Genomic DNA, 24,438 nt, shown 5'->3' with positions numbered 1-24,438 from the left:
CTGCCCCGCCTCAGGCCGACTTCTGCATCCGCAGGATCTTGAAGAAGCCCCCCGGGAAGGTCGGCGCGACGCCGAGGAAGGTGACGCCGTTGCGGCGAGCCCAGGCCTCGATGCGGGTGGACTTGAAGTCGGAGGACCAGCCGATCTTGGTGCAGAGTGGCGCCACGATCTCCTCGACGCGGGCCACCGGCCCGTCCGTTTGCCCGAAATGGTTCGCCAGCACGATCGCCCCGCCGGGGCGCACGACACGCAGGAACTCGGACAGGGCAGCCTCCGGGTTCGGAACCAGGGTGATTAGGAACTGCGCCACCACGGCATCGAACGAGGCGTCGGCGTAACCGAGGCGGCAGACATCCATCACCTGCAGACCCCGGACGTGTCGGAGGCGGCGCCGCCGCACCTTGGCGTTGGCGCGCCGCAGCATGTCCTCCGAGAGGTCGACGCCGCAAACGAAACTGCCGGCCGGGTAATAGCCGAGCGAGAGGCCGGTCCCGACGCCGGCCTCGAGCACCCGCGGTCCGTAGGCGACGGCCGCGTCGACGGCAGCGCGGGCGGCCGGCTCGGTCAGCTTGTCGTACACGACGTCGTAGACGGGGGCCCAGCGCGCGTAGGCCTTGCGCATCAGGGCAGTGCTCGGCCCGGCGTCCCGCGGCTCGCTCAGCATGTGGTTCTCGAATTCCGTGGAGAGGGATCGGTTCAGGCCGCGCGTGCGGCCCCTTGCGCGAGCGCATCGACCCGGCGGATGGTCCCGCCGCCGAGCACCCGCGCGCGGGGGTCGTCGTCGGCATAGATGGCGCAGGCCTGACCCGGCGACACCCCGTCCTCGGGCGTCGCGAGGACGACTTCGGCCTGCCCTGTCTGCGGATCCAGGCTGAGGCTCGCGGGACGCGGCTCGCGGGTGGAGCGGACCCGTACCGCGACGGGCAGGTCGGTGACCGCGCCGGCGGGGGCATCGCCGAGCCAGTTGACGGCGTCCAGCCGGATCCGGCTCGTCGCGAGCGCCGTGCGAGGGCCGACCACCACGCGGGCGGCCTCCGGCTCCAGCCGGATTACGTAGAGGGGTTCTCCGACGGAGAGGCGAAGGCCCCGGCGCTGCCCCACCGTGTAATGGATGATGCCCTCGTGGCGACCGAGCGTCCGGCCGTCGAGGTCCACGATCTCGCCGGGCCGCGCCGCGTCCGGGCGAAGCCGGGCGATGACGTCGGCGTAGCGGCCCTGCGGCACGAAGCAGATATCCTGGCTGTCGGGCTTCTCCGCCACCGCGAGCCCGAGGTCGCGGGCGAGCCGCCGGGTCTCGTCCTTCGGCAACTCGCCAAGGGGAAAGCGGAGGAAGTCGAGCTGCGCCTGGGTGGTCGCGTAGAGGAAGTAGCTCTGGTCGCGGGCCGGATCGAGGGCGCGGTAGAGCGCGCGTCGGCCCGTCCCGTCGGGCGCCGCCCGGCTAGCCACGTAGTGACCGGTGGCCAGCACGTCCGCATCGAGGTCGCGCGCGGTGGCGAGCAGGTCGCGAAACTTGATCGAGCGGTTGCACTCGACGCAGGGGATCGGCGTCTCGCCCGCGAGGTAGCTCTCCGCGAAGCGGTCGATCACCGCATCGCGAAAGCGATCCTCGTAGTCGAGGACGTAGTGCGGGATGTCGAGCGCCTCCGCGACGCGGCGGGCGTCATGAATGTCCTGGCCGGCGCAGCAGGCACCCTTGCGATGGCTCGCCGCGCCGTGATCGTAGAGCTGCAGCGTGATGCCGACCACGTCGTAGCCCTGCCGCGCCAGGAGGCCGGCCACCACCGAGGAATCGACACCGCCGGACATGGCGACGACGACGCGCGTCTCGTGGGGGGGCTTCGGAAGGTCCAGGCTGTTCATCGGTCGGTGTTCGGTCGTGCGGGCGGCACCGCACGGGCCTTCTATAGGCATTGCGGCGCCCGAGTGCCAGGGAGGCGCCCCGCACCGGACGCGCATCGGCAATTCCTGCCGGGTGCCGGGCAGCATCGGCCCCGCCCGGCGGTCGCGACGTTCGCCTACAGAAAAATATCCCTTGTATGTCAATAGTTTGGCCGAGCCTCTCGATGGCGTGCCGTTTGCTCCTGTGCCTCCATCGAGGAGAACGCAATGGCGGTCGTCGGGACGGATGCGGTGGAGTTGTTCGCTCGACGCGCCCTGCAGGGGACTGCTGCATCGCGCGAAGCGGTGCGCCCCACGACGACGAGCTTCGGCCAGGATCTGAGCCGCGCCTCCGAGGCTGCCAAGGCGCGGGACGCTGCGGCCTACCGCATTCGACAGCAGAATCAGGCAGCGCGGCAGCAGGAGACGGCCGGGACCGCGCGGACGACCGGCAACACGACCCGATCGACGGCAGCCGATCGCGGCACGGCCGCGTCGCGGAACGCCGAGCAGAGTACGACGCGGCAGGAACGCCCTGAGGAACACCGGCGCGCGGCGACGAGCAGCCGTTCCGAAGCCACGACGCGTCGCGAGGCATCCGCGACCACCAGATCCGACGCCGCGAAGCCGAGCCGCACTTTAGCCAAGGGTGACGCGCGCTCGCAGGCAGGCACGCCGGCGGAAACGCCCGAGGCGGCCGACATGCGCGAGGGCGAGGCCGACAGGAAGGCCGCGGAGGCAGCCGCTGCCGCGGACCTCTCCGACGCGGCGCAATCGCTCGCTGCGGCGGATGGCGTCGTCGCTTCCGGCCTCGCCGACCCTGAGGCGGGCGAGGCCGGGGACGAGCCCGCGAAAGAAACGGATCCCGCCGATGGCGCCGTGCCGACCAGCCTTCTCGGTGCGATGGTCGCGCTTCCGCATGTGCAGGCGCCGACGCAGGGCGGGCTCTCGTCGGCGAACGGCACGGCGCCCGGATCCGCGGATGCCGCGACGGCGACCGCGAACGGCGCGAAGGCCGCGGGTTCGCTCGCTGCCGCGACGGGCGAGCGGCTCGCGACGGCGGGGTCCACGGTCACCGCGGTCGCTCACGATGGTAACGCGGCCGGTGACGGCGGATCGCCGACTCCGGTCGAGGCGAGCGCACTGCCAAAGCCCGATTTCGCCGCGGCGCTCGGTGATGCGATCGCCGCACCTGCCGCCGCCGATGTGGCCCGGGATGCCGGGAAGGTCGCACCGCCGGCTGCCCCGCACGCTGCCGCGGCCGCATCGGACAGGGTCAATCCGCAGAACGTCACGCCGCCCGTACCGCTCGGCCAGGTGCCCATGACGATCGGCCTGCGCTCGCTCGCCGGGTCGAGCCAGTTCGAGATCCGCCTCGATCCGGCCGATCTCGGCCGCATCGACGTCAAGCTCGACATCGACAAGGAGCGCGGCACGGTGATGACCCACCTCGTGGTGGAGCGCATCGAGACCCTCGCCATGCTCCAGCGGGACGCGGGCAGCCTTCAGCAGGCGCTGACCCAGGCGGGGCTCGACCCGAGCGAGGGCGGGATCAACCTGTCCCTCCGCGGCGACGGCGCCGGTGGCCAGGGCTCGGCGGAGCGCGATGCTCAGCCGCGCTCGGCGCCGCGCAGCTTCCAGGACCCTGACACCCGAACGACCCTCGACGCGGCCCCCCTGCGCACCCTGCGCAGCCTCGGCGGCCTCGATATCCGCATTTAGGAGCTTCCGGCCATGGCCTCCGGCATCAGCAGCCTCGTGAGCGGCAGCACCAGCACCTCTGGCACCAAGACCGACTCGCAGGCGATCGCTGGAAACTTCCAGCAGTTCCTGACGCTGCTGACCACGCAGCTCAAGAACCAGAACCCGCTCGACCCGATGGACACCAACCAGTTCACGCAACAGCTCGTGCAGTTCGCTCAGGTCGAGCAGCAGCTGAAGAGCAACGACCGGCTGGACAGCATCCTGTCCAGCGCGAAGTCGGCGAGCGCGGCCTCGGCCACCAGCTTCATCGGGCAGACCATCACCGCAGAAGGTAAGCAGTCGGACCTCTCGGACGGCGCTGCCAGCTGGAGCCTGACGGCCGCACGGGCCGCCACCAAGGCGACGGTCTCGATCCTCGACGCGAGCGGCACCGTGGTCGCGACCCAATCCACGTCCCTGAAGGCCGGTGCCCAGACCTTCACGTGGAACGGCAAGACGACGGCCGGGCTCACGGCCCCGGATGGCACCTATACGATCCAGATCGCGGCCCAGGACGCCACGGGTGCGACGGTGAGCGTCGACACGAGCCTGAGCGGCAAGGTCGACAGCGTGGATCTCAGCGGCGACGCCCCGGTGCTGATCATCGGCGCCTCCCGGGTTCCGGTCTCGACGGTGCGCAGCATCGCACCCGGCTTGTCCACAGGCTCCACAACCTGAACGAGACGAATCGGATGCGATCGATCCGCTTCAACATCTTTTAAGCGGGCGCAAGTAGCTTCAATCCTCGACAGGTCAGTCGAGTGTAGAGCGTATCATGACCGAACCGCACCGCCCGAGAGTGAAGTACGTGATCGGGCCCGATGGAAGCCCCCTGACGATCGCGGATCTGCCGCCGACGACCACCCGCCGCTGGGTGATCCGCCGCAAGGCAGAGGTCGTCGCCGCCGTCCGCGGAGGGCTCCTCAGCCTTGAGGAGGCCTGCCAGCGCTACACCCTCACCACCGAGGAGTTCCTGAGCTGGCAGTTCTCCATCGATCAGCACGGCCTCGCGGGCTTGCGGACGACCCGCATTCAGCACTACCGGCACTGAACGGCGCCTGAGCGCCACGTCCGGTCCGAGGGTTCCGCGAGGGCCGCGTCCACCACGGTGGCGCGGCCCTCGCTGCATTCGGCGTATGCGCGGCGCGTCGTGTTCGGATCGTGTGCGTCCGAGCCCGCTCCGTTAACCGCACGCTAACCACGCCCCGGCAATTTTTGCCGGGCGAGTGTGGGCCCATCGGCCGCGCCGCGGCGGGTGGGCGTTGAGCGGTCGTGAAGCCGATTTTCGATCTCGTGACGAAGCTCGGCCCGGCCCGCCTCGCCGCCATGGCAGCGGTGACGCTGACCCTGATCGGGTTCTTCGCCTTCGTGATCCTGCGCGTCTCGCGCCCTGACATGGGCGTGCTCTTCGCCGACCTCTCCATGCAGGATTCGGCCTCCGTCATCCGCGACCTCGATGCCCGCGGGATCCGCTATGAGGCGAAGGGCGATGCCGGCCAGACCATCCTGGCGCCGCGTGCCGATCTCGCCCGCCTGCGCATGGACCTCGCCGGCAAGGGTCTGCCGAGCCAGGGCGGCGTCGGCTACGAGATCTTCGACAAGGGCGATGCGTTCTCGTCCACGAACTTCGTGCAGAACGTGAACCACCTGCGCGCGCTCGAGGGCGAGCTCGCCCGCTCGATCCGGGCGATCGGCCGGGTCCAGGCCGCCCGCGTGCACCTCGTGCTGCCGGAGCGTCGCCTGTTCGAGCGGGACCGCGAGGCGCCTTCCGCTGCAATCGTCCTCAAACTGACCGGCGACCTCGACCCGGGCCAGGTACGGGCGATCCGCCACCTCGCCGCATCCTCGGTGGAGGGCCTGAAGCCCGAGCGCGTCTCGATCGTCGACGAGCGCGGCCGGCTCCTCGCGGACGGCGCCCGCGGCGTGGACCCCGAGGCGGGCGCCGAGGAGCGCCAGACCGGGATCGAGCGGCGGCTGCGCGCGCAGATCGAGGAGATCGTCGCCGGCATCGTCGGCCAGGGCCGCGCGCGGGTCCAGGTCTCCGCCGAGCTCGACATGAACCGCACCGAGAGCCGCTCCGAGACCTTCGACCCCGAGAGCCGGGTGGTGCGCTCCTCTCAGACCCGCAACGAGACCGCCCTGACGAGCGGCAGCGAGGGGCAGGTGAGCGTCGGCAACGAGCTGCCCGGCGCGAACCAGGGCGACCGCCAGCCGAGCCAGAAGGACTCCTCGAACAAGACCGAGGAGACCACGAACTACGAGATCTCCCGCGTCACCAAGACCCAGATCACCGAGGGCGGCCGCATCCGGCGCCTGTCCGTGGCGGTCCTGGTCGACGGGATCTACGCACCGGGCCCGGACGGCAAGGCGGCCTACCAGGCGCGCCCCGCGGCCGAGATCGAGCGCATCGCGGCGCTCGTGCGCAGCGCGGTCGGCTTCGACAAGGCCCGCGGCGACCAGATCGAGGTCGCGAACCTCCGGTTCGCAGAGGCGCCCGCGACGCCCGAGTTCGCCGAGCCCTCCCTCGTGCAGACCCTGCTGTCGCCCACGAAGGAGGACGTGATGCGCCTCGTGGAGCTCGGCGTGCTCGCCCTGCTGACCCTGATCGTGCTGATGGCGGTCGTCCGCCCGCTGCTGCGGCAGGTGCTCAAGAGCGAGCCGGCCCCGGCGGCCCTCCTCGCCGCGGGGGGCGGCGCGACCGTGCTCGCGGTCGCGGCGGAGGGCGGTGAGGCGATGATCCAGCGCGACAATCCCGCGGCGCGCCTCGTCGAGTTCGCCAAGATCAACGGCCAGGTTCAGGCGGAGACGGTGCAGCGCGTGGTCGACATGGTGCGGGCGAGCCCGACCGAGACCGTCGAGGTGATTCGGAACTGGATTCAGGAAAACTGATCGGTCCGGATGAACCGGACGGTGAGCCGGGGGAGGCATCCTTCGCGGACTTGGTGTGATCGAGGGGGTTGGGTGACATGGCGGCGGGGGCTGGTCTGACAAAGGCGTTGGCGGGGCTGGGGGGCAACGATGCGTTCGCGTCGATGCCCGGTCCCCAGCGCGCGGCCGCCCTGCTGCTGCTGCTCGGCGATGCCGAGGGCGAACCGATCTGGAAGATGCTGGAGGAGGACGAGATCAAGAAGGTCTCGCACGCCATGGTGCAGCTCGGCTCGCTCGAGGCCGAAACCGTCGAGCGGCTGATCATCGATTTCGTCTCGCGGCTTTCCACCGGCGGCGGCATCACCTCGAACTTCGAGCGCACCGAGGCGCTCCTGCTCAAGATCTTCCCCACCGACCAAGTCTCGGCGATCATGGCCGAGATCAAGGGTGCCTCGGGCCGCCGTGTCTGGGCCAGCATCTCGCAGATCGACCCCGAGATCCTCGCGACCTTCCTGCGCAGCGAGTATCCGCAGACGGTGGCGGTGGTGCTGTCCAAGGTGCGGGCTGATTACGCCGCGAAGGTCCTCACGATCCTGCCAGAGGAGTTCGCCATCGACGTGCTCAACCGCATGCTGCGGATGGAGACGGTCCAGAAGGAGGCTCTGCGGCACATCGAGGAGACGCTGCGGGTCGAGTTCGTCTCGACGATCTCCCAGGCGACGCGGCGCGACGCGCACGAGCTGATGGCGGACGTGTTCAACGCCTTCGACCGCCAGACCGAGGGGCGCTTCCTGGCGGCCCTCGATCAGGCGAACCGGGGCTCGGCCAAGCGCATCCGCGAGCTGATGTTCACCTTCGAGGATCTGCTCAAGCTCGATCCCGGCAGCGTCCAGACTCTGATGCGCAACGTCGACAACGACACTCTCTGCCGCGCGCTCAAGGGTGCGGACGAGCGGGTGCGCGGCTTCTTCCTGAAGCAGATGTCGACGCGGGCCGCCAAGAACCTCACCGACGAGATGGCCTCCATGGGCCCGATCCGGCTCAAGGAGGTCGATGAATCGCAGGCCAAGATGACCGAGCTCGCCAAGGATCTGGCCGACAAGGGCGAGATCATGATCGCCAAGAACAGCGCCGAGGAGGAGCTGGTCTATTGAGCGCCAAGCCCTTCCTGTTCGATACCGATTTCCGCCGGCCGCAGACGAGCCCGTCCGCCGTGGCCGCGGAGGCCGCCGCGGCGCAGGCTGCGTCGGACGCGCATGCGCGCGGCCTGCAGGAGGGCCGCGCCCAGGCCGAGGCGCAGTTGCAGGCCCGCCTGTCCGACGCCCTCAACCGGCTGAGTCTCGCAGCGGCCGGGTTGATCGCGCAGGCCGACGCGCGGGACCTTGAGCGCGAGGCGCAGGCGGTCGAGGTCGCCGTTTTGCTCGCCCGGCGGGTCGCCGGCGAGGCCCTCGATGCACAGCCTATTGCGGCCATCGGAGAGGCGGCCCGCGCCGCCCTGCAGCACCTGCGCGGCGTGCCCCACCTCGTGGTGCGGGTGAGCGAGGCCCTCGTGGAGGAGGCCGAAGCCCTGATGAAGCGCCTCGCCCGCGAGCGCGGCTACGAGGGCCGTTTGGTCGTTCTCGGCGAGCCCGAAATGGCGCTGGGCGACGCCCGCATCGAATGGGCTGACGGCGGGATCGTGCGCGAGCGCGCCCGCATCGAGGCCGCGGTGACGGAGGCCCTCGGCCTCGCGTCACGCCACCCGTGATCCGCCCAGCGAGACCCGATGTCCGACGATTTCAGCCTGCCCCAGCTCAACGACCACGGCTTCGATGGCCCGGATTCGATCCGGGATGCACCGACGACGCCGAAGAGCGCGTCCGACCTCGAGCAGCTCTTCGACGTGCCCGTGATGGTCTCGGCCGTGCTCGGCGCCTCGCGCATGCCGATCGGGGATCTCCTGCGCCTCGGCCCGGGCGCGGTGCTGGAGCTCGATCGGAAGGTCGGCGAGGCCATCGACATCTTCGTCAACAACCGCCTGGTCGCCCGCGGCGAGGTGGTCCTCGTCGAGGACCGCCTCGGGGTGACCATGACCGAGATCGTCAAGGGCGAGCGCTGAGCCCTGCCGACGATCGACCCTGACACCGGAACGGAGTGCCCACGATGCGGCTCCTGATGATCGGACGGCTCAACGGCGAGCTCGTCACCGCCTCGAAGATCGCGATGAGCCGCGGCGCGGCCGTCACCCAGGCCGACGGGGTCGCGCAGGGGCTCTCGGTCCTGCGCGCCAAGGGCGCCGACCTAATCATGATCGACGTGGGGCTCGCGATCCGCGACTTGGTCTCGGCGCTCGGAGAGGAGCGCATCCGCACGCCCGTGGTGGCCTGCGGCGTGGCGGCGGATGCCCGCGCGGCGGTGGCCGCCATCCAGGCGGGCGCCAAGGAGTACATCCCCCTCCCCCCCGACCCCGAGATGATCGCGGCCGTGCTGGAGGCGGTGGCGGCGGACGGGCGCGCCTTCGTGTGGCGCGATGCTTCCATGGAGCGTGTGGTGCGCCTCGCCGAGCAGATCGCCCGCTCGGAAGCTTCCGTGCTGATCACCGGCGAGAGCGGGACCGGCAAGGAGGTGCTCGCCCGCCACGTCCACGCCGCCTCGAACCGGGCCGGCAAGCCCTTCGTCTCGGTGAACTGCGCGGCGATTCCCGAGGCGCTGCTCGAATCCGAGCTGTTCGGGCACGAGAAGGGCGCGTTCACCGGAGCGGTGGCCCGCCGCATCGGCCGCTTCGAGGAGGCGAACGGCGGCACGCTCCTCCTCGACGAGATCTCGGAGATGGACGTGCGCCTGCAGGCGAAGCTCCTGCGCGCCCTCCAGGAACGGGTGATCGACAGGGTCGGGGGCTCGGCGCCCGTGAAGGTCGATATCCGCGTGCTCGCGACCTCGAACCGCAACCTCGCCGAGGAGGTGAAGAAGGGGACCTTCCGGGAGGATCTGCTGTACCGCCTGAACGTCGTGCACCTGCGCCTGCCGGCCCTTCGCGAGCGCCCGGGCGACATCCTCGAACTCGCCGGCCACTTCGCCCGCAAGTACGCCGAGGTGAACGGGCTGCCGGTGCGGGCGCTGAGCCGCGAGGCGCAGGCCCTCATCACCAGGAGCCCCTGGCGCGGCAACGTGCGCGAACTCGAGAACACCCTTCATCGGGCGGTGCTGCTCGCCGCCGGTCCGGAGATCGGGCCCGAGGCCGTGATGACGCCGGAGGGTGAGTCTTTCCCGGCCGCACCGGCTGGCCCGGCGGCGCGGGCCGCCGAGGTCGCCGAGGCAGCGACCCGGGGGCTCGTGGGCCGCACCGTGGCCCAGGTCGAGTGCGACCTCATCCTCGATACGCTCGATCACTGCCTCGGCAACCGGACGCACGCCGCCAAGATCCTCGGGATCTCGATCCGGACGCTCCGCAACAAGCTCAATGAGTACACCGATGCGGGCTTGGCGGTGGCCGAGCCCGGCGCCGCCCGCGCTCTGGCGGCTTACGGCTGAGCCGCGCCGCTGCAGCGGGCGGCGTAGGCGCAGCCTGGCCTCAGCGCCGCCCGGTTTCCTGCGCGGCGTTCTGAGCCGCGAGGGCGTCCTCGAGCTTCCTCAGGGCCTCGAAGCGCGCGATGTCGCCCTCGACGTCCCGGATCGTCTCCTCGACGATGTGCTGCTGCAGGGCGAAGCGCGGATCCGTGGGCGCGAGTGCCGCGCGCTCCTGCATGCGCTCCACGGCCTTGCGGACCACCTCGTAGACCGCTTCGCGCTCGGCGCGCGTCATCGACGGCTTGATGGCCTTGGCGACGAGATCTGCGAATTCCGACATGTCGGGCGAGCGCGGCTCCGAGGTTCAAGGCGCCCCGTATAGCGCGACGCGGGACTCCCGCGCCACGCCGGGATCCGCGCCCCTCAGAGGCGCTGGTCCTTGATCCCGCTGACCACCAGGGAGGCCGAGCTCCACAGCACGAGGCAGCAGAAGAAGGTCAGGATCAGCGCGTAGCCGCGATGCGGATAGAGCGAGTCGGTCGGCAGGACCGGCGGCACGAAGGTCGACAGGAAGATGCTCTGCTTGCCCGCCGAGATGCGGGCCCGGTCGAGCAGGGTCATGGCCGACTCGTTGAGCTTCTCGGCGATGGTCCGCTCGATCATCAGCCCCTCGTACTCGAGGAGCGCGTTGGACAGCGTCGCCGAATCCGCGTTCGCGGTGGCGTCGGCCGTCAGGCCGTCCTGGAGCGTCTTCATCTGGTGGTCGATCGCCGCGACGGTGGCGACGAGGACCTGGACGCCCCGCGATTTCTCGTCGAGGTTCGAGCTGCGAAGCACCTGGAGGTCGTTCTCGGCCTTCAGCTTGTCCTTGCGCAGGGTCGCGATGGTGGTGAGCGTCGACTCGGCGGACTTGATCGGGTCGATGATGCCCCAGTGGTTGCGGTAGCGCTGCAGCTCGAGGCTCGCCTTGCGCAGCCTCTCCTGGCTCGCCGTCGCATCGATCTGCGCCTGGCGGACCATGTCGGCCTGCGCACGGCGCGAGATCTCGTTGATCAGCACCTCGGACTTCGCGATCACGGATTTGGCGATCGCCAGCGAGTCCTCGGGCGTGAAGGCCCGCACGGTCAGGGTGATGATCCCTGAGACGGCGTCGATATGGGCCTCGACGTGGTCGTGCCAGTAGCGCGTCAGCTCCTCGATCGGCTGGGGATGGCTGTAGCGCGCCCAGAAATCGACCCCGGGCCGCGAGAACATCTTCGAGATGCCGAGGTCCTTCTCCACCGCCTCGACCAGCGTCTGGCTGCGCACGTACTCGCGGACGATGAAGCTGTCCTGGCTGTTGTGCTTGAGGATCAGGCTGGTGAACTCGCCCAGCACCACATTGCCCATCGGCTCCACGTCGCCGCGCACGGCGAACTGCGCCTGGGCGACGTACTGGTCCGAGGCGATCAGGAACAGGTAGAGCGCGACGATCCCGGTCGGGGCCAGGACGAACAGGCCGAACCGGCGCACGAGCGTCGCGAACAGGCCGCGCTCCGGCGCCGGCTGCGGCCGCAGGCCCGGCAGGCGTCGCCAATCCAGTTGCTCGCGGGCGCGCACCAGCAGGGCGCGGCTCCCCTGCCGGCGGACCGGCTCGATGGTCTCGGCACTGCGCCGCAGGTCCGGCATCGAGCGCTGGGCCAGCTCGATCATCCCGCGAAGCCGATCGCCCTGCTTGACCTCGTCGACGCTCATCCGCTCGCTTTCCCGGGTGCGGCCTCGGCTGCAGCCGAACTCGACGGGCCAGGGAAAACGGCGCGGCCCGGAAGGCTCCGAAGTCCCGCTCTTTTCGGCCCTTTTTAAGGCACCCGCCGGGGAGTTCCGCGCCCGCGCGGGGCGGCTGCACGCCGGCCTGCGCAGGACGCGAAAATGCTCTATGGCAGCCCCCATGCAGAACCCCGACACGACCGACATCCGGCCCCGCGCGGCGGGACCGCGGACCGCCAAGGCGAAGTTCGGCGAGGTCGTCCTCGTCTGCCGCAAGTGCGCGAAGCGCCAGCGCCTCGGGCGGGGCGACCTGCGCAGCCTCGTGAAGGATGCCGCCAAGCGTGCGCAGCCGCGCCGGCGGGTGCGCGTCCTGGAGACGGGCTGCCTCGGCCCCTGCCCCAAGCGCCTTGTCGCAGTGGCGACCGGGGCGAGCGTGGCGGCCGGGCGGATCGTGCTCCTCGATCCCGCGGCGACGCCCGAGGCGGTGGCGGCCGCGCTCCTCCCCGATTTCGGCCCCAAAGCTGGGCTAGCAGCCGACGCGCCGGTGTGAGGGCCTGGAGGGGGTGGACAGCGATGCGGGGGGCGAGCTTTCCCGGGAGTCGCGGCCGCGGGAGGCCGGCATGACCGGCGACGACGGCCGCCCGGGGAGCGGCCTCGGGTCCGCCCTGCTGCGGCGCCTGCCGCTCCTCGGAACGATGGTCGGGCTCGCCCTCGCGCTCTGGCTCATCGCCACGAACGACCTCGGTGCGGTGGCGAGCGCTTTCGGCCGGATCGGATTCGGCGGCCTCGCCGCGGTTGTTCTCGTGCGCGCCGTCATCGTGCTCCTGTGCGGGATCGCCTGGGCGCGCATCCTCGACGGGCTGGGCCCCGCCACGGGGGGCGCATGCGTGGTGCTCCGCTTCGTGCGCGAGGGCATCAACGTGCTGCTGCCCGTGGCCTCGATCGGCGGCGACGTGGTCGGCGGCAGGCTCCTCACCTTCTGGGGCGTGGCGGGCGGACTCGCGGCGGCCTCGATCCTCGCCGACATGCTCATCCAGGTCGGTACTCAGGCCCTGTTCGCGCTGCTCGGCGTCGGCCTGCTCACCCGCATCGAGGGGGATGCGGCCGCCGAGCTCGCCCGCTGGATGATGCGGGCACTCGCAGTGGCGGCGCTCGCGCTCTCCGCCTTCTTCGCCCTGCAGCGCACCGGCGCGGTGCGCCACCTCGAGCGGCGCCTCGAGGCCCTCGGCCGGCGCTTCGTGCGCGAGGCCGAGCCGCGCCGCGAGCCCGGCAGCGCGCAGACCGTGCAGGACGCCCTGGACGCCGTCTGGAGCGGCGGCCGGCGCGGCCGTCTCGCGCAATCGGCCACCCTTCACCTTGCCGCGTGGATCCTCGGCGCGGCCGAGATCTGGATCGTGCTCGCCTGCATCGGGGTCGAGGGCGTCACCCTGTCAGAGGTGCTCGTCATCGAGGCGCTGGCGCAGGGCATCAAGTCGGCGGCTTTCCCGGTGCCGAGCGGGCTCGGCGTGCAAGAGGGCGGCTTCGTGGTAGTAGGCGCCCTGTTCGGGATCGATGCCGGCACCGCGCTCGCCCTCTCCCTCGCCAAGCGGGTCCCTGACGTGGTGCTCGGCCTGCCGGCCCTCATCCTGTGGCAGAACCTCGAGGCGCGCCGCGCCGCGCTCCGCCCGATCGGCCCCACATGATCCGCCGCCGGAGCCTCGCAGCCCTCCCCCTCGCCGGGGCGGGCCTCCTCCTCGGTTGCGGCGCTGCCATCGCCCAGAGCATCTCGGTCGATCTCGGCGCGGGCGGCACCACGGAGCGCGCACTGCAGCTCGTGGCGCTCATCACGGTGCTCGCCATCGCGCCCTCGGTCCTCGTGATGGCGACCTCGTTCACGCGGATCGTCGTGGTTCTGTCGATCCTCCGCTCGGCGCTCGGTACGCAGACCGCGCCGCCGACTGCGGTCATCGTCAGCCTGGCGCTGTTCCTCACCGCCTTCGTGATGGCGCCGACCGGCCGGGAAGCCTACCGGGCCGGGATCGAACCGCTGATCGCGGGCCAGATCACGCAGGTTCAGGCCTTCGACAGAGCCTCCGCGCCGTTCAAGACCTTCATGCTCCGCAACGTCCGCGAGAAAGACCTCAAGCTCTTCCTCGACATGGCGAAGGTGCCGACGCCCTCCGGCCCCGAAGCGGTCGGGCTCGAGATCGTCACGCCGGCCTTCATGATCTCTGAGCTGCGCCGCGCCTTCGAGATCGGCTTCCTGCTGTTCATCCCCTTCCTGATCATCGACCTCGTTGTGGCCTCGGTGCTGATGGCGGTGGGCATGATGATGGTGCCGCCCGCCACCGTCGCCCTGCCCTTCAAGCTTATCTTCTTCGTGCTGGTCGACGGCTGGGGACTCGTGGCAGGCTCCCTCGTGCAGAGCTACGGCGGATGACCCTCAGCCCGGCGCCGCGGCGCCGGCTGCCCGACTCTCCCGGGCCGCGTTGCCGCGCTCCGGAACCGCCGACTCCGGATAACGCCTGCGGTATTCCGCCAGGAAGGCCGCGAGCGTCTCGGCGCTGGTGGCGCGCTGCGCGATCTCCCGGAAGCCCGGAGCACGCTGGGCGTTCGGCGCGGTGAGGAGCGCGAAGGTGCGCGCGTCGGCGCTCTCGGACATTGGGGTCGCGAACTTCGCCTTCAGGCGCTCGAGGCCCAGCGCCTCGCCACTGAGCACGTAGGCAATGCCGGCCCGGATCACGTCTGCGCGCGCGGTTTCGTCCAGAGGCTGGCGGCCGCGCCAGACCTCGCCGAGCAGCATCTCGTGCGCCTCGCCAGCCTCCCGCCAGCGGCGGGCGCCCCAGAGGATGTCGGCCCGCAGGCGCTGGGCGTCCGGTGCCGTGTCACCCTCGATCGTCTCCAGGGCGAGGTCCGTCCGCGAGAGGTCGGACAGCGCGCGGGCGCGGATCAGGCCTCTGGCGCGGCGCAGGTCGGCCGGAAGCTCGGGCAGATAGCTCGCGTCCAGGGCCTCGACGGCCTGGAGCGGCTTGCCGTCCATCAGGCGGATCGACGCTAGACGGGTCGCGACGCCGGCCTTGGCGACTCCGGCGAGGCGGTTCTCCACCTGATATTGCAGCAGTTCGGCCGCCGAATCGAGGAGGTCCAGGGCGACGAGGCGGTCGGCGAGGCGGCGCACGACCTCGTCGCCGCGTCGCCCGATCGGTGCGAACTCCTTGAAGTCGAAATAGAGGGCCACCGCCTCGATCCCGGACAGAGCTTCGAATCGGTCGGTGAGGTAGAGGTCGTCGAACAGGATCTGAGCCTCGCCGTGAAGACTGCGGGCGAGGGGCGAATCGGGTGCTTGCATGTTCGTCCGCCGCGCTGCCGCGAAGGCGTCGCGCCAGCGCTTCGCTTCGGCGTAGAGGCGAAAACGGCCTGCCGTGATGCCGCTCTCCGTCTCGCCGCCGTGCCACGTGATGCCGAGACGCTCCAGCCGCTCGATCGCTTCCGAGAGATCGAGCTTGCCGGCGGCATGCGCGAGCAGCACCGCCCGCGTTTCCGCCGGCACGGCGACCGGTTGGGCCGCCTCCTGCGCGAGGCGCTCGTAGGCCTCACGGGCGGCGACCGCCCGGCCGGTGCCCTCCTCGATGCGAGCGCGGAGATAGGCCAGGCGGTCGCGGGTCAGGCGGTCAAGCGGGAGGGCAAGGGCGAGGGTGATCTGACGCCCGGCAGCCTCGTACTCGCCTGTCTCCACCGCGGCCTCAGCGGCGGCGGTCCGCAGCATCGCCTGGAGATCTTCCGGGTAGCGATCGAGGACGGGCAGCGAGGCCCGGAAGCCCGCTTCCGCCGGGAGCCACCGGCCCGCGACCGTGTCCGCATAGGCGCGCCAGAGGGCGGCCTCGGCGTCGCGCATCAGTCTCGGCGTGTCGAGGAAGCGCTTCGCCTCGACGTCCCGCCCAAGGCGCGCGTTGGCAAGTCCGCGCAGGATCGCCACCGCCCGCGAGCCGCCCAGCACCGGATCGTCGGCCGCGATGGCAGAGAGGACAGCCAATGCCTCCGGTTCCAGACCGTTCGCGATGAGCGTGCGCGCGTAGACGAGGCGCAGAGGCCCCCGCGCCGAGACGGCGGTCTCGCTGGCCGCCCCGAACTGCGCCCGCAGGGTGGCGAGGATGTCGCCGCGTTGCGCCTGGGACCACAATTCTCGGTCGATCGCGAGGTCGCCCGCCTCCGCGAGCGGCACGTCAGGCGTCTTTGCCACCGCGGAGACCGCGAGGCCGGCCTCGCGGCCGATGGCGACGCCGTCGAGTTCGGGCCGCACGGTCAGGTCGTCGGCCTGCGCCAGCACCGCGAGGCCGCGCCGGCTCGGCAGCAGCTCGAAATCGACGAAGCGCTGGGGCTTCGGAAGACTCACCGCTTGCCCGAGCGACGTCACCACGGCGACGCGCTCGCCGTCGAGATCGAGCCACGTCGCGGCTCCCGGCTCCGGGAGACGTACGCGTACGGCCGTCCGTCCCCCCGCTTCGCCGAGGCGCGTGGCGACGAGTGTCTCGCTGGCGCTCGACGCGTCGCCGAGCGTGAGCTCCCAGGCCGTCGGCGCGGCAACGGGACCCACCGGCAACAGGTCCACCAGTTGGTTCTTCGGCACCGGGAACTGCAGGACGGCGACCGGCCCCGTTCGCCGCGCTTCGCCGATGGCGGGCTGGTCGCCCCTGGGCGGCTGGCGCGGCGCGACGGGCCCGCTCGTTTCGAAGATGAGGGTCGCCACGCCGGCGCGCTGGAACAGGGCGGCCGGCGTCGGGCGCTCGAAGGCGAAGACGAGGCCTGTGCCTGCGCTGCGGCTCGCGGCCGCCACGTTCGCCCGCTCGGGCGCGGGCTCGGCGACCGGTACCGCACGCGCAGGCTCGGCAGCCACCGCCGGACGCGCCGGCACGGGTTCGGGCGGCGCCTGCACCGCATCTGCCGCGGGCGCCGGGCGTTGGGCCTGAGGAAGCGCGACATCGATCGAGAGCCCGTCCTCGTCGCGCTCGGTGGTAATCCCGTAGCCCTCCCCCGGGGTGATCGTGAGGCTGGCGGCCTCCTCGTCCGAATCGGTCGTGACAGACGCGATGGCCGGCCGTGTGCGGCCGCGGGTTTCCGAAAGGTCGATGCGCCACGTTCCCGGAATGCGGATGCGCGTCGCCGCCCCGGCGCGCTCCACCGCCTCTCGGGTCCCCGGCGGCAGGCGCATCGACAGGCGCGTGAGCGTCGGCAGGTGGGCGACCTCCACAGTCAGCGGGCGGTAGACCGGTGCCGGCGTGCGCGCCCGGAGAAGGGCCTCGGCGGCGCGGGCACGCCGGGCGAGCTCGGCCACGGCGTCGGCGGGGAGCGGCGGCGGAAGACCGGACCACGCCTCGGACAGCAGATCGATGAAGACCGACTCGCCGGCTTCCTGAACGTTGACGCGCAGCGGCCGCACGAGGGCGAGGCGCAGGCCGGTGCCGTCGGGATCGCGCCGCACCATGGTGACGTAGCTCGGCAGCTCCGCGGCGATCCGCTCCACCCCGCCTGGCGCGCGCTCCGCGTAGCTGAGGACCAGCACGCTGCCGGCGAGCTTCGCCTTGACCTGAACGGGCACGTCGAAGGTAAGCGTCAGCCGTCCGTAGCCGGTGGCCTCGGCACCCTTGACGGTGAGGAGGCGCGCGGCCTCGGCGGGGGACGCCGCGACGGCCGAGACCAGGGCGGCGAGGGCCAGGAGCCCGTGCCGCAGGTTCGAAGGACCCGCTCCCATCGCGAACGCTACACCCGAGAGCGGCGGAGCACCCGGCCGGGCGGGTGCCGCGCCTGACGCAACAGCCCGGATGATGAAGGATCGCGGCTAACGCCGGCTTAATCCGGCCGCGGCCGCTCGCCCCGCGATTGAGCGGCCGCAGGAGACCGGGGGCACTTCGTGCCCCGATCCTAGCGGCGGGTGACGAGCCCTGGCACGATTCGGCTCTCTGGCCCGAAGGTCTCCAGAGCCCGGGCACAGTTCGCCGGCACGTCCTTGCGATAGCTCTCTAGATAGGCGAGTGCACGCAGGTGCAGGTCGCCCTGCTCCAGCTCGGCCGGATCGAGGCCGAGACGCTCGACGGCCACCTTGAACCGGGCGGTGTCGGCCGCCAGTTCCGGGCAGGCCGTGTTCACGAAGCCGACGAGGCCGGCGAGCTTGGCGGCGTTGTTGCGCTTCGGTTCGATCTCAGGCTTCGCCGGGTCCGCGGGGACGGCCGTCTGAGCCTGAGCCGGCAAGGTGAAGGGCAGGCCAAGAGCCCAAAGGGCCACGCCGACCAAGGGACGTGTGATGGCGTATCGCATCGTCGTGGTTTCCTCCCCGCCCCGTTCAGCCGCCGAACCCGATCGCCCGGCCGAAGGCTTGGCCGAAGCCGGCAAGCGGCACGGTGATCGTCAGGGGCTCGCCGCCGCCGGGCTTCTGGCCCTGGATGATCAGGTTCTTGGCCGTCTTCATGGTGTCGGTCGCGAGCGCCGGGAAGCTGATAGGCACCAGGCAGCCTTCGTAGCTGCACGACGAGAAGGGCGCGCCCTTGCCAAGATCCGCCTCGTCGAGCTTGAAGCGAACGCCGGGCTCGATCGCGAGGCCGAACGGCATGAGGATCAGGCCGGTGGCCCGGCCCTCCCGGGGAGCGGACAGCTCGATCGCGAATTGCCGCCGGGCGGCCTTGGCGTCGCCCTGCGACTGCATCACCATGCAGTTTGCCGCTTCGTTGGCGCGGGCGCAGTTGACGGTCCAGTCGCCGTAGACCTCACTGAGGGACGTTGCACCCTCCGGCCACACCGCTTTCGCGGCTGAAGCGGCGGGCGTAGCCTGCGCCGGCGGCGCGGCCGTCTTCTGGGGAGGCGCTTTCTTGGGCGGCGGCCGCTTCGCCTTGGCGGGTGCGGCCTCGGGCTCTGCTACGGCGCCGTCCTCCGGAGCCTGTGCGTGCACGGAAGCGGCACCGCCGGCCATCAGCACGGCGAGGGTAAGGCTCGCCAGAAGCGGAACGCGACGGATCGACGGCATGCGGTTGGGCCCCCAAGGCCGCTCGGATCCAGGATCCGGGCGCGACGGATGATGCCGCCTACCCTCGACCCGCCCGAGACGCAATCGCCGTCAGGCTTCGATCGACGCGCCGTGCCGGACGCCTCAGTGCTGAGCCAGGAACGTGGTGCGCCGGGCCTGATCGCAGCGGCGGGCGAACGCCGTGCCGACGCTGCGACGCAGGCTGCGCGTCACAAGGGCCGCGAGCGTGAGGATGCCGGGATCGCGATCGACGCTCTCCTCGGCGGGCTGGGTGATGTGCGTTGCGATGACCGCGAGCATGTCGGGCTCCCTTAAACTAAGGATTGCGCGCGGGCGTTTCCCTTCTTGTTGCATCGCAATATGAGGCGCGTGACGCCTGAACACTACCAAGTGGGGAAGCGGCTCTCCCATGCAGCGGGCTCATGGACTGTTCACGGCTTCGCAACCTTCTCCGGCCGTCGCGCGGTTGACCCCGCGGCGCCGAGACGCCAGTGAGCCGTCGCCCGATCTTCATCACGGGCACGTATGAGCGGACGCTTCGCCCAAGAGGCGGCGGCTTTCGAGACGAAGGACCATCATGACCGACACCCCGACCGATCCGAAGGCTTCCTGGCCGATCCACGGCCGCATCAGCGGACCCATCGTGATGATCGGCTTCGGCTCGATCGGCCGCGGCACCCTTCCGCTCATCGAGCGGCACTTCACGTACGACAAGGCTCGCTTCACGGTGATCGACCCGTCCGACAAGGACCGCGGGCTCGCCGAGAGGCATGGGCTCCGGTTCGAGCAGGTCGCACTGACCAAGGACAACTACCGCGAGGTCCTCACGCCGCTCCTCACCGAGGGCGGTGGCCAGGGCTTCTGCGTGAACCTTTCCGTCGACACGTCCTCGCGGGCGATCCTCGAGCTCTGCCGCGAACTCGGTGCGCTCTACATCGACACGGTGGCCGAGCCCTGGCCGGGCTTCTACTTCGACAAGGATCGCAGCCAGGGCGATCGCACCAACTACGCCCTGCGCGAGGAGATCCTGGAGGCGCGCCGTCTCAGCCCCGGTGGGCCGACGGCGGTCTCCTGCTGTGGTGCCAATCCCGGCATGGTCTCCTGGTTCGTGAAGCAGGCGCTCCTCGATGTCGCCGGTGCACTGGGTTTCGAGACCCCGGAACCGAGGACCCGCGAGGATTGGGCCGCGCTGATGCGGTCCGTCGGCGTGAAGGGCGTGCACATCGCCGAGCGCGACACCCAGCGCGCCAGGAACCCGAAGCCGCAGGGCGTCTTTGTGAACACGTGGTCCGTCGAGGGCTTCGTCTCCGAGGGCAACCAGCCGGCCGAGCTCGGCTGGGGCACCCACGAGACCTGGAAGCCGGCCAACGCCCGCGAGCAGGAGCGGGGTTCGCGCTGCGCGATCTACCTGCTCCAGCCCGGCGCCGACACCCGCGTCCGCTCCTGGACACCGACCGCGCAGGCGCAGTTCGGCTTCCTCGTCACCCACAACGAGGCGATCTCGATCTCCGACTACTACACGGTCCGCGAGAACGGCGCGGCGGTCTACCGCCCGACCTGCCACTACGCTTACCACCCGGCGAACGATGCCGTGCTCTCGCTCCACGAGATGTTCGGCAATGCCGGCAAGGTTCAGGAGCGCCACCACATCCTCGACGAGAACGAGATCGTGGACGGCATCGACGAGCTCGGGGTGCTCCTCTACGGGCACGGTAAGAACGCCTACTGGTACGGCTCGCAGCTCTCCATCGAGGAGACGCGGCGGATCGCCCCCTACCAGAACGCCACCGGCCTGCAGGTGACGAGCGCGGTGCTGGCCGGCATGGTCTGGGCGCTGGAGAACCCCGAGGCCGGTATCGTCGAGGCCGATGAGCTCGACTTCCGCCGCTGCCTGGAGGTCCAACTGCCGTATCTCGGCCCGGTGGTCGGCGTCTACACCGACTGGACGCCGCTGACCGACCGCCCCGGCCTGTTTCCGGAGGACATCGACACCAGCGATCCCTGGCAATTCCGGAACGTGCTGGTGCACGGCTGAGTTGAGGCTCCGCGGTTGCGGGGCACGCGCAGGATGCTACCATCCCGGCCCTGACGGAGGGCCGAGATGGCGCTGGCCGTGACACGCGACGCGCGCCTGCGCGTCGCCGAGTACCGGGTGCAGGTCGAGGCGCGCCCCGACCCGGCGCGCTGGACGCTGCTCGGCGGCGAACCCCTGCCGATGCCGCCGGTCGACGACCGCCACAACCGCACCCATTCCGACCTCACTCGAAAGTTTGCCGATCGGATCGAGCTCTTGCGTCGTGGGACCAATCCGGACGGGAGGATGTCCGGACCGGGTGGCTCGATCGACATTCCCGAGTGCGATGGTCGCATTGAGGTGGCAGCGTTCTACCTCCACTGCGGCATCAGCTAGAACCGAGTCGTCCTTGCCCCACTTCGAAGACTTCTACGCCGCCAAGCTCCGCGGCTCGCTCGGCGTCACGGACGCCGATTCGGTGCTTGATCTGCGCGGAGCGAACCGCGCCACAGCCGAAGCTTCGCTGAAGGAAATGATCGAGCGCAGCCGCTTCGCGAAACCGAAGACCGTAGCGATCCGCCTCGACGCGCCGCCCGAGGGCGGCGGGGAGACCCTGTTCCAGCCGGCCGGGCGGTTGCTGCTCGATGCCAAGCGTCGGGGCCTGATCGAGCGCCTGCAGACCCTGCCGGCCCAGGACGGGCTCGGCTTCTACGTCGCTCTCGCGGGCAAGCCGCAGCGGCAGGAGGCCTGACGGAGTCATGAAGGCGGTGTCATGAGGGTCGCGAGCTGGGTCGGCTTCGGCGGCCGCAACACACTGGAGCGCCTCGCCCGCTTCGGATACGGCGCCCGCGGCCTCGTCTACTGCATCGTCGGGGCGCTCGCGGTCCTGGCCGCCCTTGGCTCGGGCGGTCGCGCGGGTGACAGCAAGGGGGCGCTGCGGGCCTTGCTTGGCGGGCCCCTTGGTCCCTGGGTGGTCGGCCTCGTGGCAATTGGTCTCGCGGGCTTCGCCGCGTGGCGCCTCATCGAGGGCATCAGCGACGCGGACGATCGCGGCCGGTCCTTCAAGGGCCTCGTGGTGCGGGCGGCCCATGTGGGCAGCGCCGTCATCTATGGGGGCCTCAGCATCACGGCGGCGAGCCTTGCCCTCGGCCTCGGTCTTCACGGGGGCGACGACGGCATGCAGGACTGGACGGCCTGGCTGCTGGCCAAACCCTTCGGCCTCTGGATCGTCGGGCTGATCGGTCTCGGTATCATCGGTGGCGGTCTCGCCTTCCTGGGCAAGGCCTGGACCGGCTCCGTCACCGATCGGCTCGATCTCGACGAGGCCGCCTGCCGCTGGGCGAAGCCGGTCGGCCGGTTCGGCTACGCGGCCCGGGGCGTCGCCTTTGCGATCATCGGCGGCTTCTTCCTGGCCGCGGCCTGGCATCAGGCCTCGTCCGAGGTGAAGGGGCTCGCCGGTGCCTTCGCGGCGCTGCGGGCTCAGCCCTATGGCTGGGTGCTCCTCGCGGTGGTGGCCGCGGGCCACTTCGCCTTCGGGGCGTTCGGCCTCGTGCAGGCCCGATACCGCCGCATCGACGCCCCCGATCTCGATCGGGCCGACGATGCCGTGGCGAAGGCGGTCCGCTCCGCGACGACGTGAGGCCGGGGTGCCGGCCCCGGGCGCGCGTTGACAGCGCCGCCCGCTGAGCCGATACCGCGGCCGGCCGAAAGCTCATGCAGCAGCGCACCTACAAGACGGCGGTGATGCTCGTCCACGATCTCGTGGCGACCGCTGCGGCCGTGATCCTCACCTTCGTGTTCCGCTTCAACGGCGACCTCCTCGCTGAGCGGTTGCACGCGCTCCCGCTGCTGCTGCCGCCGTTCCTGCTCTTCGCGGCGCTCATCTACGCGCGGTTCCGGCTGTACCGGACGAAGTGGCGCTTTGCCTCGCTGCCCGATCTCGCCGGCATCGTCCGGGCCGCGAGCGTGCTCGCCCTGACGCTGCTCCTCGTCGACTATGTGCTGGTCTCCGCCGACTTCTACGGGTTCTACTTCTTCGGCAAGATTGCCATCATCCTCTATTGGGTGCTGCAGATCTTCCTGCTCGGGGGAACGCGCCTCGCCTTCCGATACCTCAAGTACACCCGCTCGCGGCAGTCGAGCGCGCGGGGCGCGACCGTGCCGACGCTCCTGCTCGGCCGGGGCGGCGACATCGAGGTCCTGCTGCGGGCGATCGAGTCGGGCTCGGTCCGCAAGCTCGCACCGAAGGGCATCCTGTCGCCGCGCGCCGACGAGGCCGGCCAGGAGATGCGCGGCGTGCCGGTGCTCGGGGGCTTCGCGGACCTGGAACGGGTGGTGGCGAACCTCGCCGAGCGGGGCCAGCCCGTGCGCCGCCTCGTGGCGACGCCGAGCGCCCTCGCGCCGGAGGCCGAGCCCGACGACCTTATTGCCCGCGCACGCCGCCTCGGGCTGCCGCTCGCCCGCGTCGTCAGCCTCGGCGAAGGGATGCGTGATGCCGAACTGGCTCCCCTCGAGATCGAGGACCTGCTGCTGCGCCCCACCGTCGCGATCGACCGGCCGCGCCTGGAACGCTTCCTGTCGGGTACCCGCGTCATCGTGACGGGCGGCGGGGGGTCCATCGGCTCCGAGATCTGCGCGCGCGCCGCCGCCTTCGGGGCCGCCGCGATCCTCGTGGTGGAGAGCTCCGAGCCCGCCCTGCACGGCGTCCTCAACCAGCCGGCCCTGCTCAACGGCGACGCCGCGGTGACGGGCGCGCTGGCCGACATCCGCGACCGCGCGCGCCTCCACGCGGTCTTCGCAGAGTTCAGGCCCGACTACGTGTTCCACGCGGCCGCCCTGAAGCAGGTGCCCTACCTGGAGCGCGACTGGAGCGAGGGCATCAAGACCAACGTGTTCGGCTCGATCAACGTGGCGGATGCCACCATCGCGGCAGGCGCCCGCGCCCTGGTGATGATTTCCACCGACAAGGCGATCGAGCCGGTCTCGCAGCTCGGCGTCACCAAGCGCTTCGCCGAGATGTACGCGCAGGCCCTCGACGCCGAGCAGGCCGAGCATCAGGGCTTGCATCCGACCCGCCTCATTGCCGTCCGCTTCGGGAACGTGCTCGGCTCGGTCGGCTCGGTCGTCCCCGTGTTCAAGGCGCAGATCGCCCGGGGCGGACCTGTCACGGTCACGCACCCCGAGATGGTCCGCTACTTCATGACCGTGCGGGAGGCCTCCGACCTCGTGCTGACCGCCGCCTCCCACGCGGATCGCGAGGCCAGGGCGCTCGGCGAGGGCGCGGGGGACCAGCGCGCCGCGGTCTACGTGCTCAAGATGGGCCAGCCCGTCCGCATCCGGGAGCTCGCCGAGCGGATGATCCGCCTCGCCGGGTTCGAGCCCGGCGAGGAGATTGAGATCGTGGTGTCGGGCGCCCGCCCGGGCGAGCGCCTCAACGAGATCCTGTTCGCCCGCGAGGAGCCCCGCGTCACCCTCGACGGCATCGATGGGGTGATGGCGGCCCGGCCCGTTTTCGCCGATCGCGCGGCGCTGGAGGGCTGGATCGGGACCCTGCGGGCGGCGGTCGAGGCGGGGGACCGGGCGGCGGCCGAGGCGGTGTTCGAGGCGGCGATCCCGCATTTCCGGGAGCGCAAGCCGCCCGCGACGCCGCTGGCGCAGACCTCCGAGGCCGTGCCGGTCGCCTGAGCGGGAGGCCTGCCGGCTTCGCGAA

General features: G+C 71.0%; 24 protein-coding genes. 16 read left to right on the top strand and 8 right to left on the bottom strand.

The window, feature by feature from the left end; all coding sequences use genetic code 11:
- Positions 1-10: 10 nt before the first annotated feature.
- Together ACLBXP_RS20865 and mnmA are read right to left on the bottom strand one after the other, a co-directional pair.
- Positions 11-664 carry a methyltransferase domain-containing protein gene (locus ACLBXP_RS20865; protein ID WP_447669720.1) on the bottom strand — a complete coding sequence of 218 codons (654 nt, stop codon included), beginning with the start codon at positions 662-664 and terminating at the stop codon, positions 11-13.
- A 32-nt stretch (positions 665-696) separates the two neighbouring features.
- Positions 697-1,860, bottom strand: coding sequence for a tRNA 2-thiouridine(34) synthase MnmA (gene mnmA, locus ACLBXP_RS20860; protein WP_447669719.1), 1,164 nt, complete (start codon positions 1,858-1,860; stop codon positions 697-699).
- Positions 1,861-2,106: 246 nt separating this feature from the next.
- On the opposite strand from mnmA, the gene ACLBXP_RS20855 reads away from it, so the two are divergent.
- The 8 genes from ACLBXP_RS20855 to flbD all read left to right on the top strand — a co-directional run bounded on the left by ACLBXP_RS20855 (position 2,107) and on the right by flbD (position 9,999).
- Positions 2,107-3,600: a flagellar hook-length control protein FliK gene (locus ACLBXP_RS20855; protein ID WP_447669718.1), complete on the top strand. Its 1,494-nt coding sequence runs from the start codon at positions 2,107-2,109 to the stop codon at positions 3,598-3,600.
- Between the two features lie 12 nt (positions 3,601-3,612).
- Positions 3,613-4,299, top strand: a complete 687-nt coding sequence (locus tag ACLBXP_RS20850) for a flagellar hook assembly protein FlgD (protein WP_447669717.1) — start codon at positions 3,613-3,615, stop codon at positions 4,297-4,299.
- A 97-nt stretch (positions 4,300-4,396) separates the two neighbouring features.
- Positions 4,397-4,672 (top strand): CtrA inhibitor SciP, encoded by a 276-nt coding sequence (gene sciP, locus ACLBXP_RS20845; RefSeq protein WP_055885701.1) that lies wholly within the window; start codon positions 4,397-4,399, stop codon positions 4,670-4,672.
- 221 nt (positions 4,673-4,893) lie between these two features.
- Positions 4,894-6,510, top strand: coding sequence for a flagellar basal-body MS-ring/collar protein FliF (gene fliF, locus ACLBXP_RS20840; protein WP_447669716.1), 1,617 nt, complete (start codon positions 4,894-4,896; stop codon positions 6,508-6,510).
- A gap of 77 nt (positions 6,511-6,587) precedes the next feature.
- Positions 6,588-7,643, top strand: coding sequence for a flagellar motor switch protein FliG (locus ACLBXP_RS20835; protein ID WP_447669715.1), 1,056 nt, complete (start codon positions 6,588-6,590; stop codon positions 7,641-7,643).
- Positions 7,640-8,236: a FliH/SctL family protein gene (locus ACLBXP_RS20830; RefSeq protein ID WP_447669714.1), complete on the top strand. Its 597-nt coding sequence runs from the start codon at positions 7,640-7,642 to the stop codon at positions 8,234-8,236. Before ACLBXP_RS20835 ends, ACLBXP_RS20830 begins: the two co-directional genes overlap by 4 nt.
- An 18-nt stretch (positions 8,237-8,254) precedes the next feature.
- Positions 8,255-8,587: a flagellar motor switch protein FliN gene (gene fliN, locus ACLBXP_RS20825; protein ID WP_447669712.1), complete on the top strand. Its 333-nt coding sequence runs from the start codon at positions 8,255-8,257 to the stop codon at positions 8,585-8,587.
- A 44-nt stretch (positions 8,588-8,631) separates the two neighbouring features.
- Positions 8,632-9,999: a sigma-54-dependent transcriptional regulator FlbD gene (gene flbD / locus ACLBXP_RS20820; RefSeq protein ID WP_447669711.1), complete on the top strand. Its 1,368-nt coding sequence runs from the start codon at positions 8,632-8,634 to the stop codon at positions 9,997-9,999.
- 40 nt (positions 10,000-10,039) lie between these two features.
- On the opposite strand, the gene ACLBXP_RS20815 is transcribed toward flbD, so the two are convergent.
- Both ACLBXP_RS20815 and ACLBXP_RS20810 read right to left on the bottom strand, forming a co-directional pair.
- Positions 10,040-10,315 (bottom strand): hypothetical protein, encoded by a 276-nt coding sequence (locus ACLBXP_RS20815; protein ID WP_447669709.1) that lies wholly within the window; start codon positions 10,313-10,315, stop codon positions 10,040-10,042.
- Between the two features lie 83 nt (positions 10,316-10,398).
- Positions 10,399-11,709, bottom strand: coding sequence for a capsule biosynthesis protein (locus ACLBXP_RS20810; protein ID WP_447669708.1), 1,311 nt, complete (start codon positions 11,707-11,709; stop codon positions 10,399-10,401).
- Between the two features lie 181 nt (positions 11,710-11,890).
- Between ACLBXP_RS20810 and ACLBXP_RS20805 the strand changes: the two genes are divergently transcribed.
- The 3 genes from ACLBXP_RS20805 (at position 11,891) to fliP (ending at position 14,140) form a co-directional block, all read left to right on the top strand.
- Positions 11,891-12,271, top strand: coding sequence for a hypothetical protein (locus ACLBXP_RS20805; protein WP_447669707.1), 381 nt, complete (start codon positions 11,891-11,893; stop codon positions 12,269-12,271).
- Between the two features lie 70 nt (positions 12,272-12,341).
- On the top strand, positions 12,342-13,403 hold the full coding sequence (locus ACLBXP_RS20800) for a lysylphosphatidylglycerol synthase domain-containing protein (protein ID WP_447669706.1): 1,062 nt from the start codon (positions 12,342-12,344) through the stop codon (positions 13,401-13,403).
- Entirely contained in the window at positions 13,400-14,140 is a 741-nt protein-coding gene (gene fliP / locus ACLBXP_RS20795; RefSeq protein ID WP_447669705.1) for a flagellar type III secretion system pore protein FliP, read from the top strand. Before ACLBXP_RS20800 ends, fliP begins: the two co-directional genes overlap by 4 nt.
- A 3-nt stretch (positions 14,141-14,143) precedes the next feature.
- Here fliP and ACLBXP_RS20790 read toward each other — a convergent pair whose 3' ends face one another.
- From ACLBXP_RS20790 to ACLBXP_RS20775, 4 genes are all read right to left on the bottom strand, one after another.
- A complete protein-coding gene (locus ACLBXP_RS20790) occupies positions 14,144-17,449 on the bottom strand; it encodes a hypothetical protein (RefSeq protein WP_447669704.1) in 3,306 nt (1,101 codons plus the stop codon).
- A 170-nt stretch (positions 17,450-17,619) separates the two neighbouring features.
- Positions 17,620-18,012, bottom strand: a complete 393-nt coding sequence (locus ACLBXP_RS20785; RefSeq protein ID WP_447669703.1) for a hypothetical protein — start codon at positions 18,010-18,012, stop codon at positions 17,620-17,622.
- 25 nt (positions 18,013-18,037) lie between these two features.
- On the bottom strand, positions 18,038-18,715 hold the full coding sequence (locus ACLBXP_RS20780; RefSeq protein ID WP_447669702.1) for an invasion associated locus B family protein: 678 nt from the start codon (positions 18,713-18,715) through the stop codon (positions 18,038-18,040).
- A 123-nt stretch (positions 18,716-18,838) separates the two neighbouring features.
- Positions 18,839-19,015, bottom strand: a complete 177-nt coding sequence (locus ACLBXP_RS20775) for a hypothetical protein (protein ID WP_447669701.1) — start codon at positions 19,013-19,015, stop codon at positions 18,839-18,841.
- Between the two features lie 277 nt (positions 19,016-19,292).
- On the opposite strand from ACLBXP_RS20775, the gene ACLBXP_RS20770 reads away from it, so the two are divergent.
- The 5 genes from ACLBXP_RS20770 (at position 19,293) to ACLBXP_RS20750 (ending at position 24,413) form a co-directional block, all read left to right on the top strand.
- On the top strand, positions 19,293-20,750 hold the full coding sequence (locus tag ACLBXP_RS20770; protein WP_447669700.1) for a homospermidine synthase: 1,458 nt from the start codon (positions 19,293-19,295) through the stop codon (positions 20,748-20,750).
- A 66-nt stretch (positions 20,751-20,816) separates the two neighbouring features.
- Positions 20,817-21,125, top strand: a complete 309-nt coding sequence (locus ACLBXP_RS20765; protein WP_447669699.1) for a hypothetical protein — start codon at positions 20,817-20,819, stop codon at positions 21,123-21,125.
- A gap of 13 nt (positions 21,126-21,138) precedes the next feature.
- Positions 21,139-21,480, top strand: coding sequence for a hypothetical protein (locus tag ACLBXP_RS20760; RefSeq protein ID WP_447669698.1), 342 nt, complete (start codon positions 21,139-21,141; stop codon positions 21,478-21,480).
- 21 nt (positions 21,481-21,501) lie between these two features.
- Positions 21,502-22,368: a DUF1206 domain-containing protein gene (locus tag ACLBXP_RS20755; protein ID WP_447669697.1), complete on the top strand. Its 867-nt coding sequence runs from the start codon at positions 21,502-21,504 to the stop codon at positions 22,366-22,368.
- A 74-nt stretch (positions 22,369-22,442) separates the two neighbouring features.
- Positions 22,443-24,413: an SDR family NAD(P)-dependent oxidoreductase gene (locus tag ACLBXP_RS20750; RefSeq protein ID WP_447669696.1), complete on the top strand. Its 1,971-nt coding sequence runs from the start codon at positions 22,443-22,445 to the stop codon at positions 24,411-24,413.
- The last annotated feature ends 25 nt before the right edge of the window (positions 24,414-24,438 follow it).

This window comes from Methylobacterium sp. A54F, from assembly GCF_053346035.1.
The sequence above is the reverse complement of the archived record's forward strand: the minus strand, read 5'-3'. Positions and strand labels throughout refer to the sequence as shown.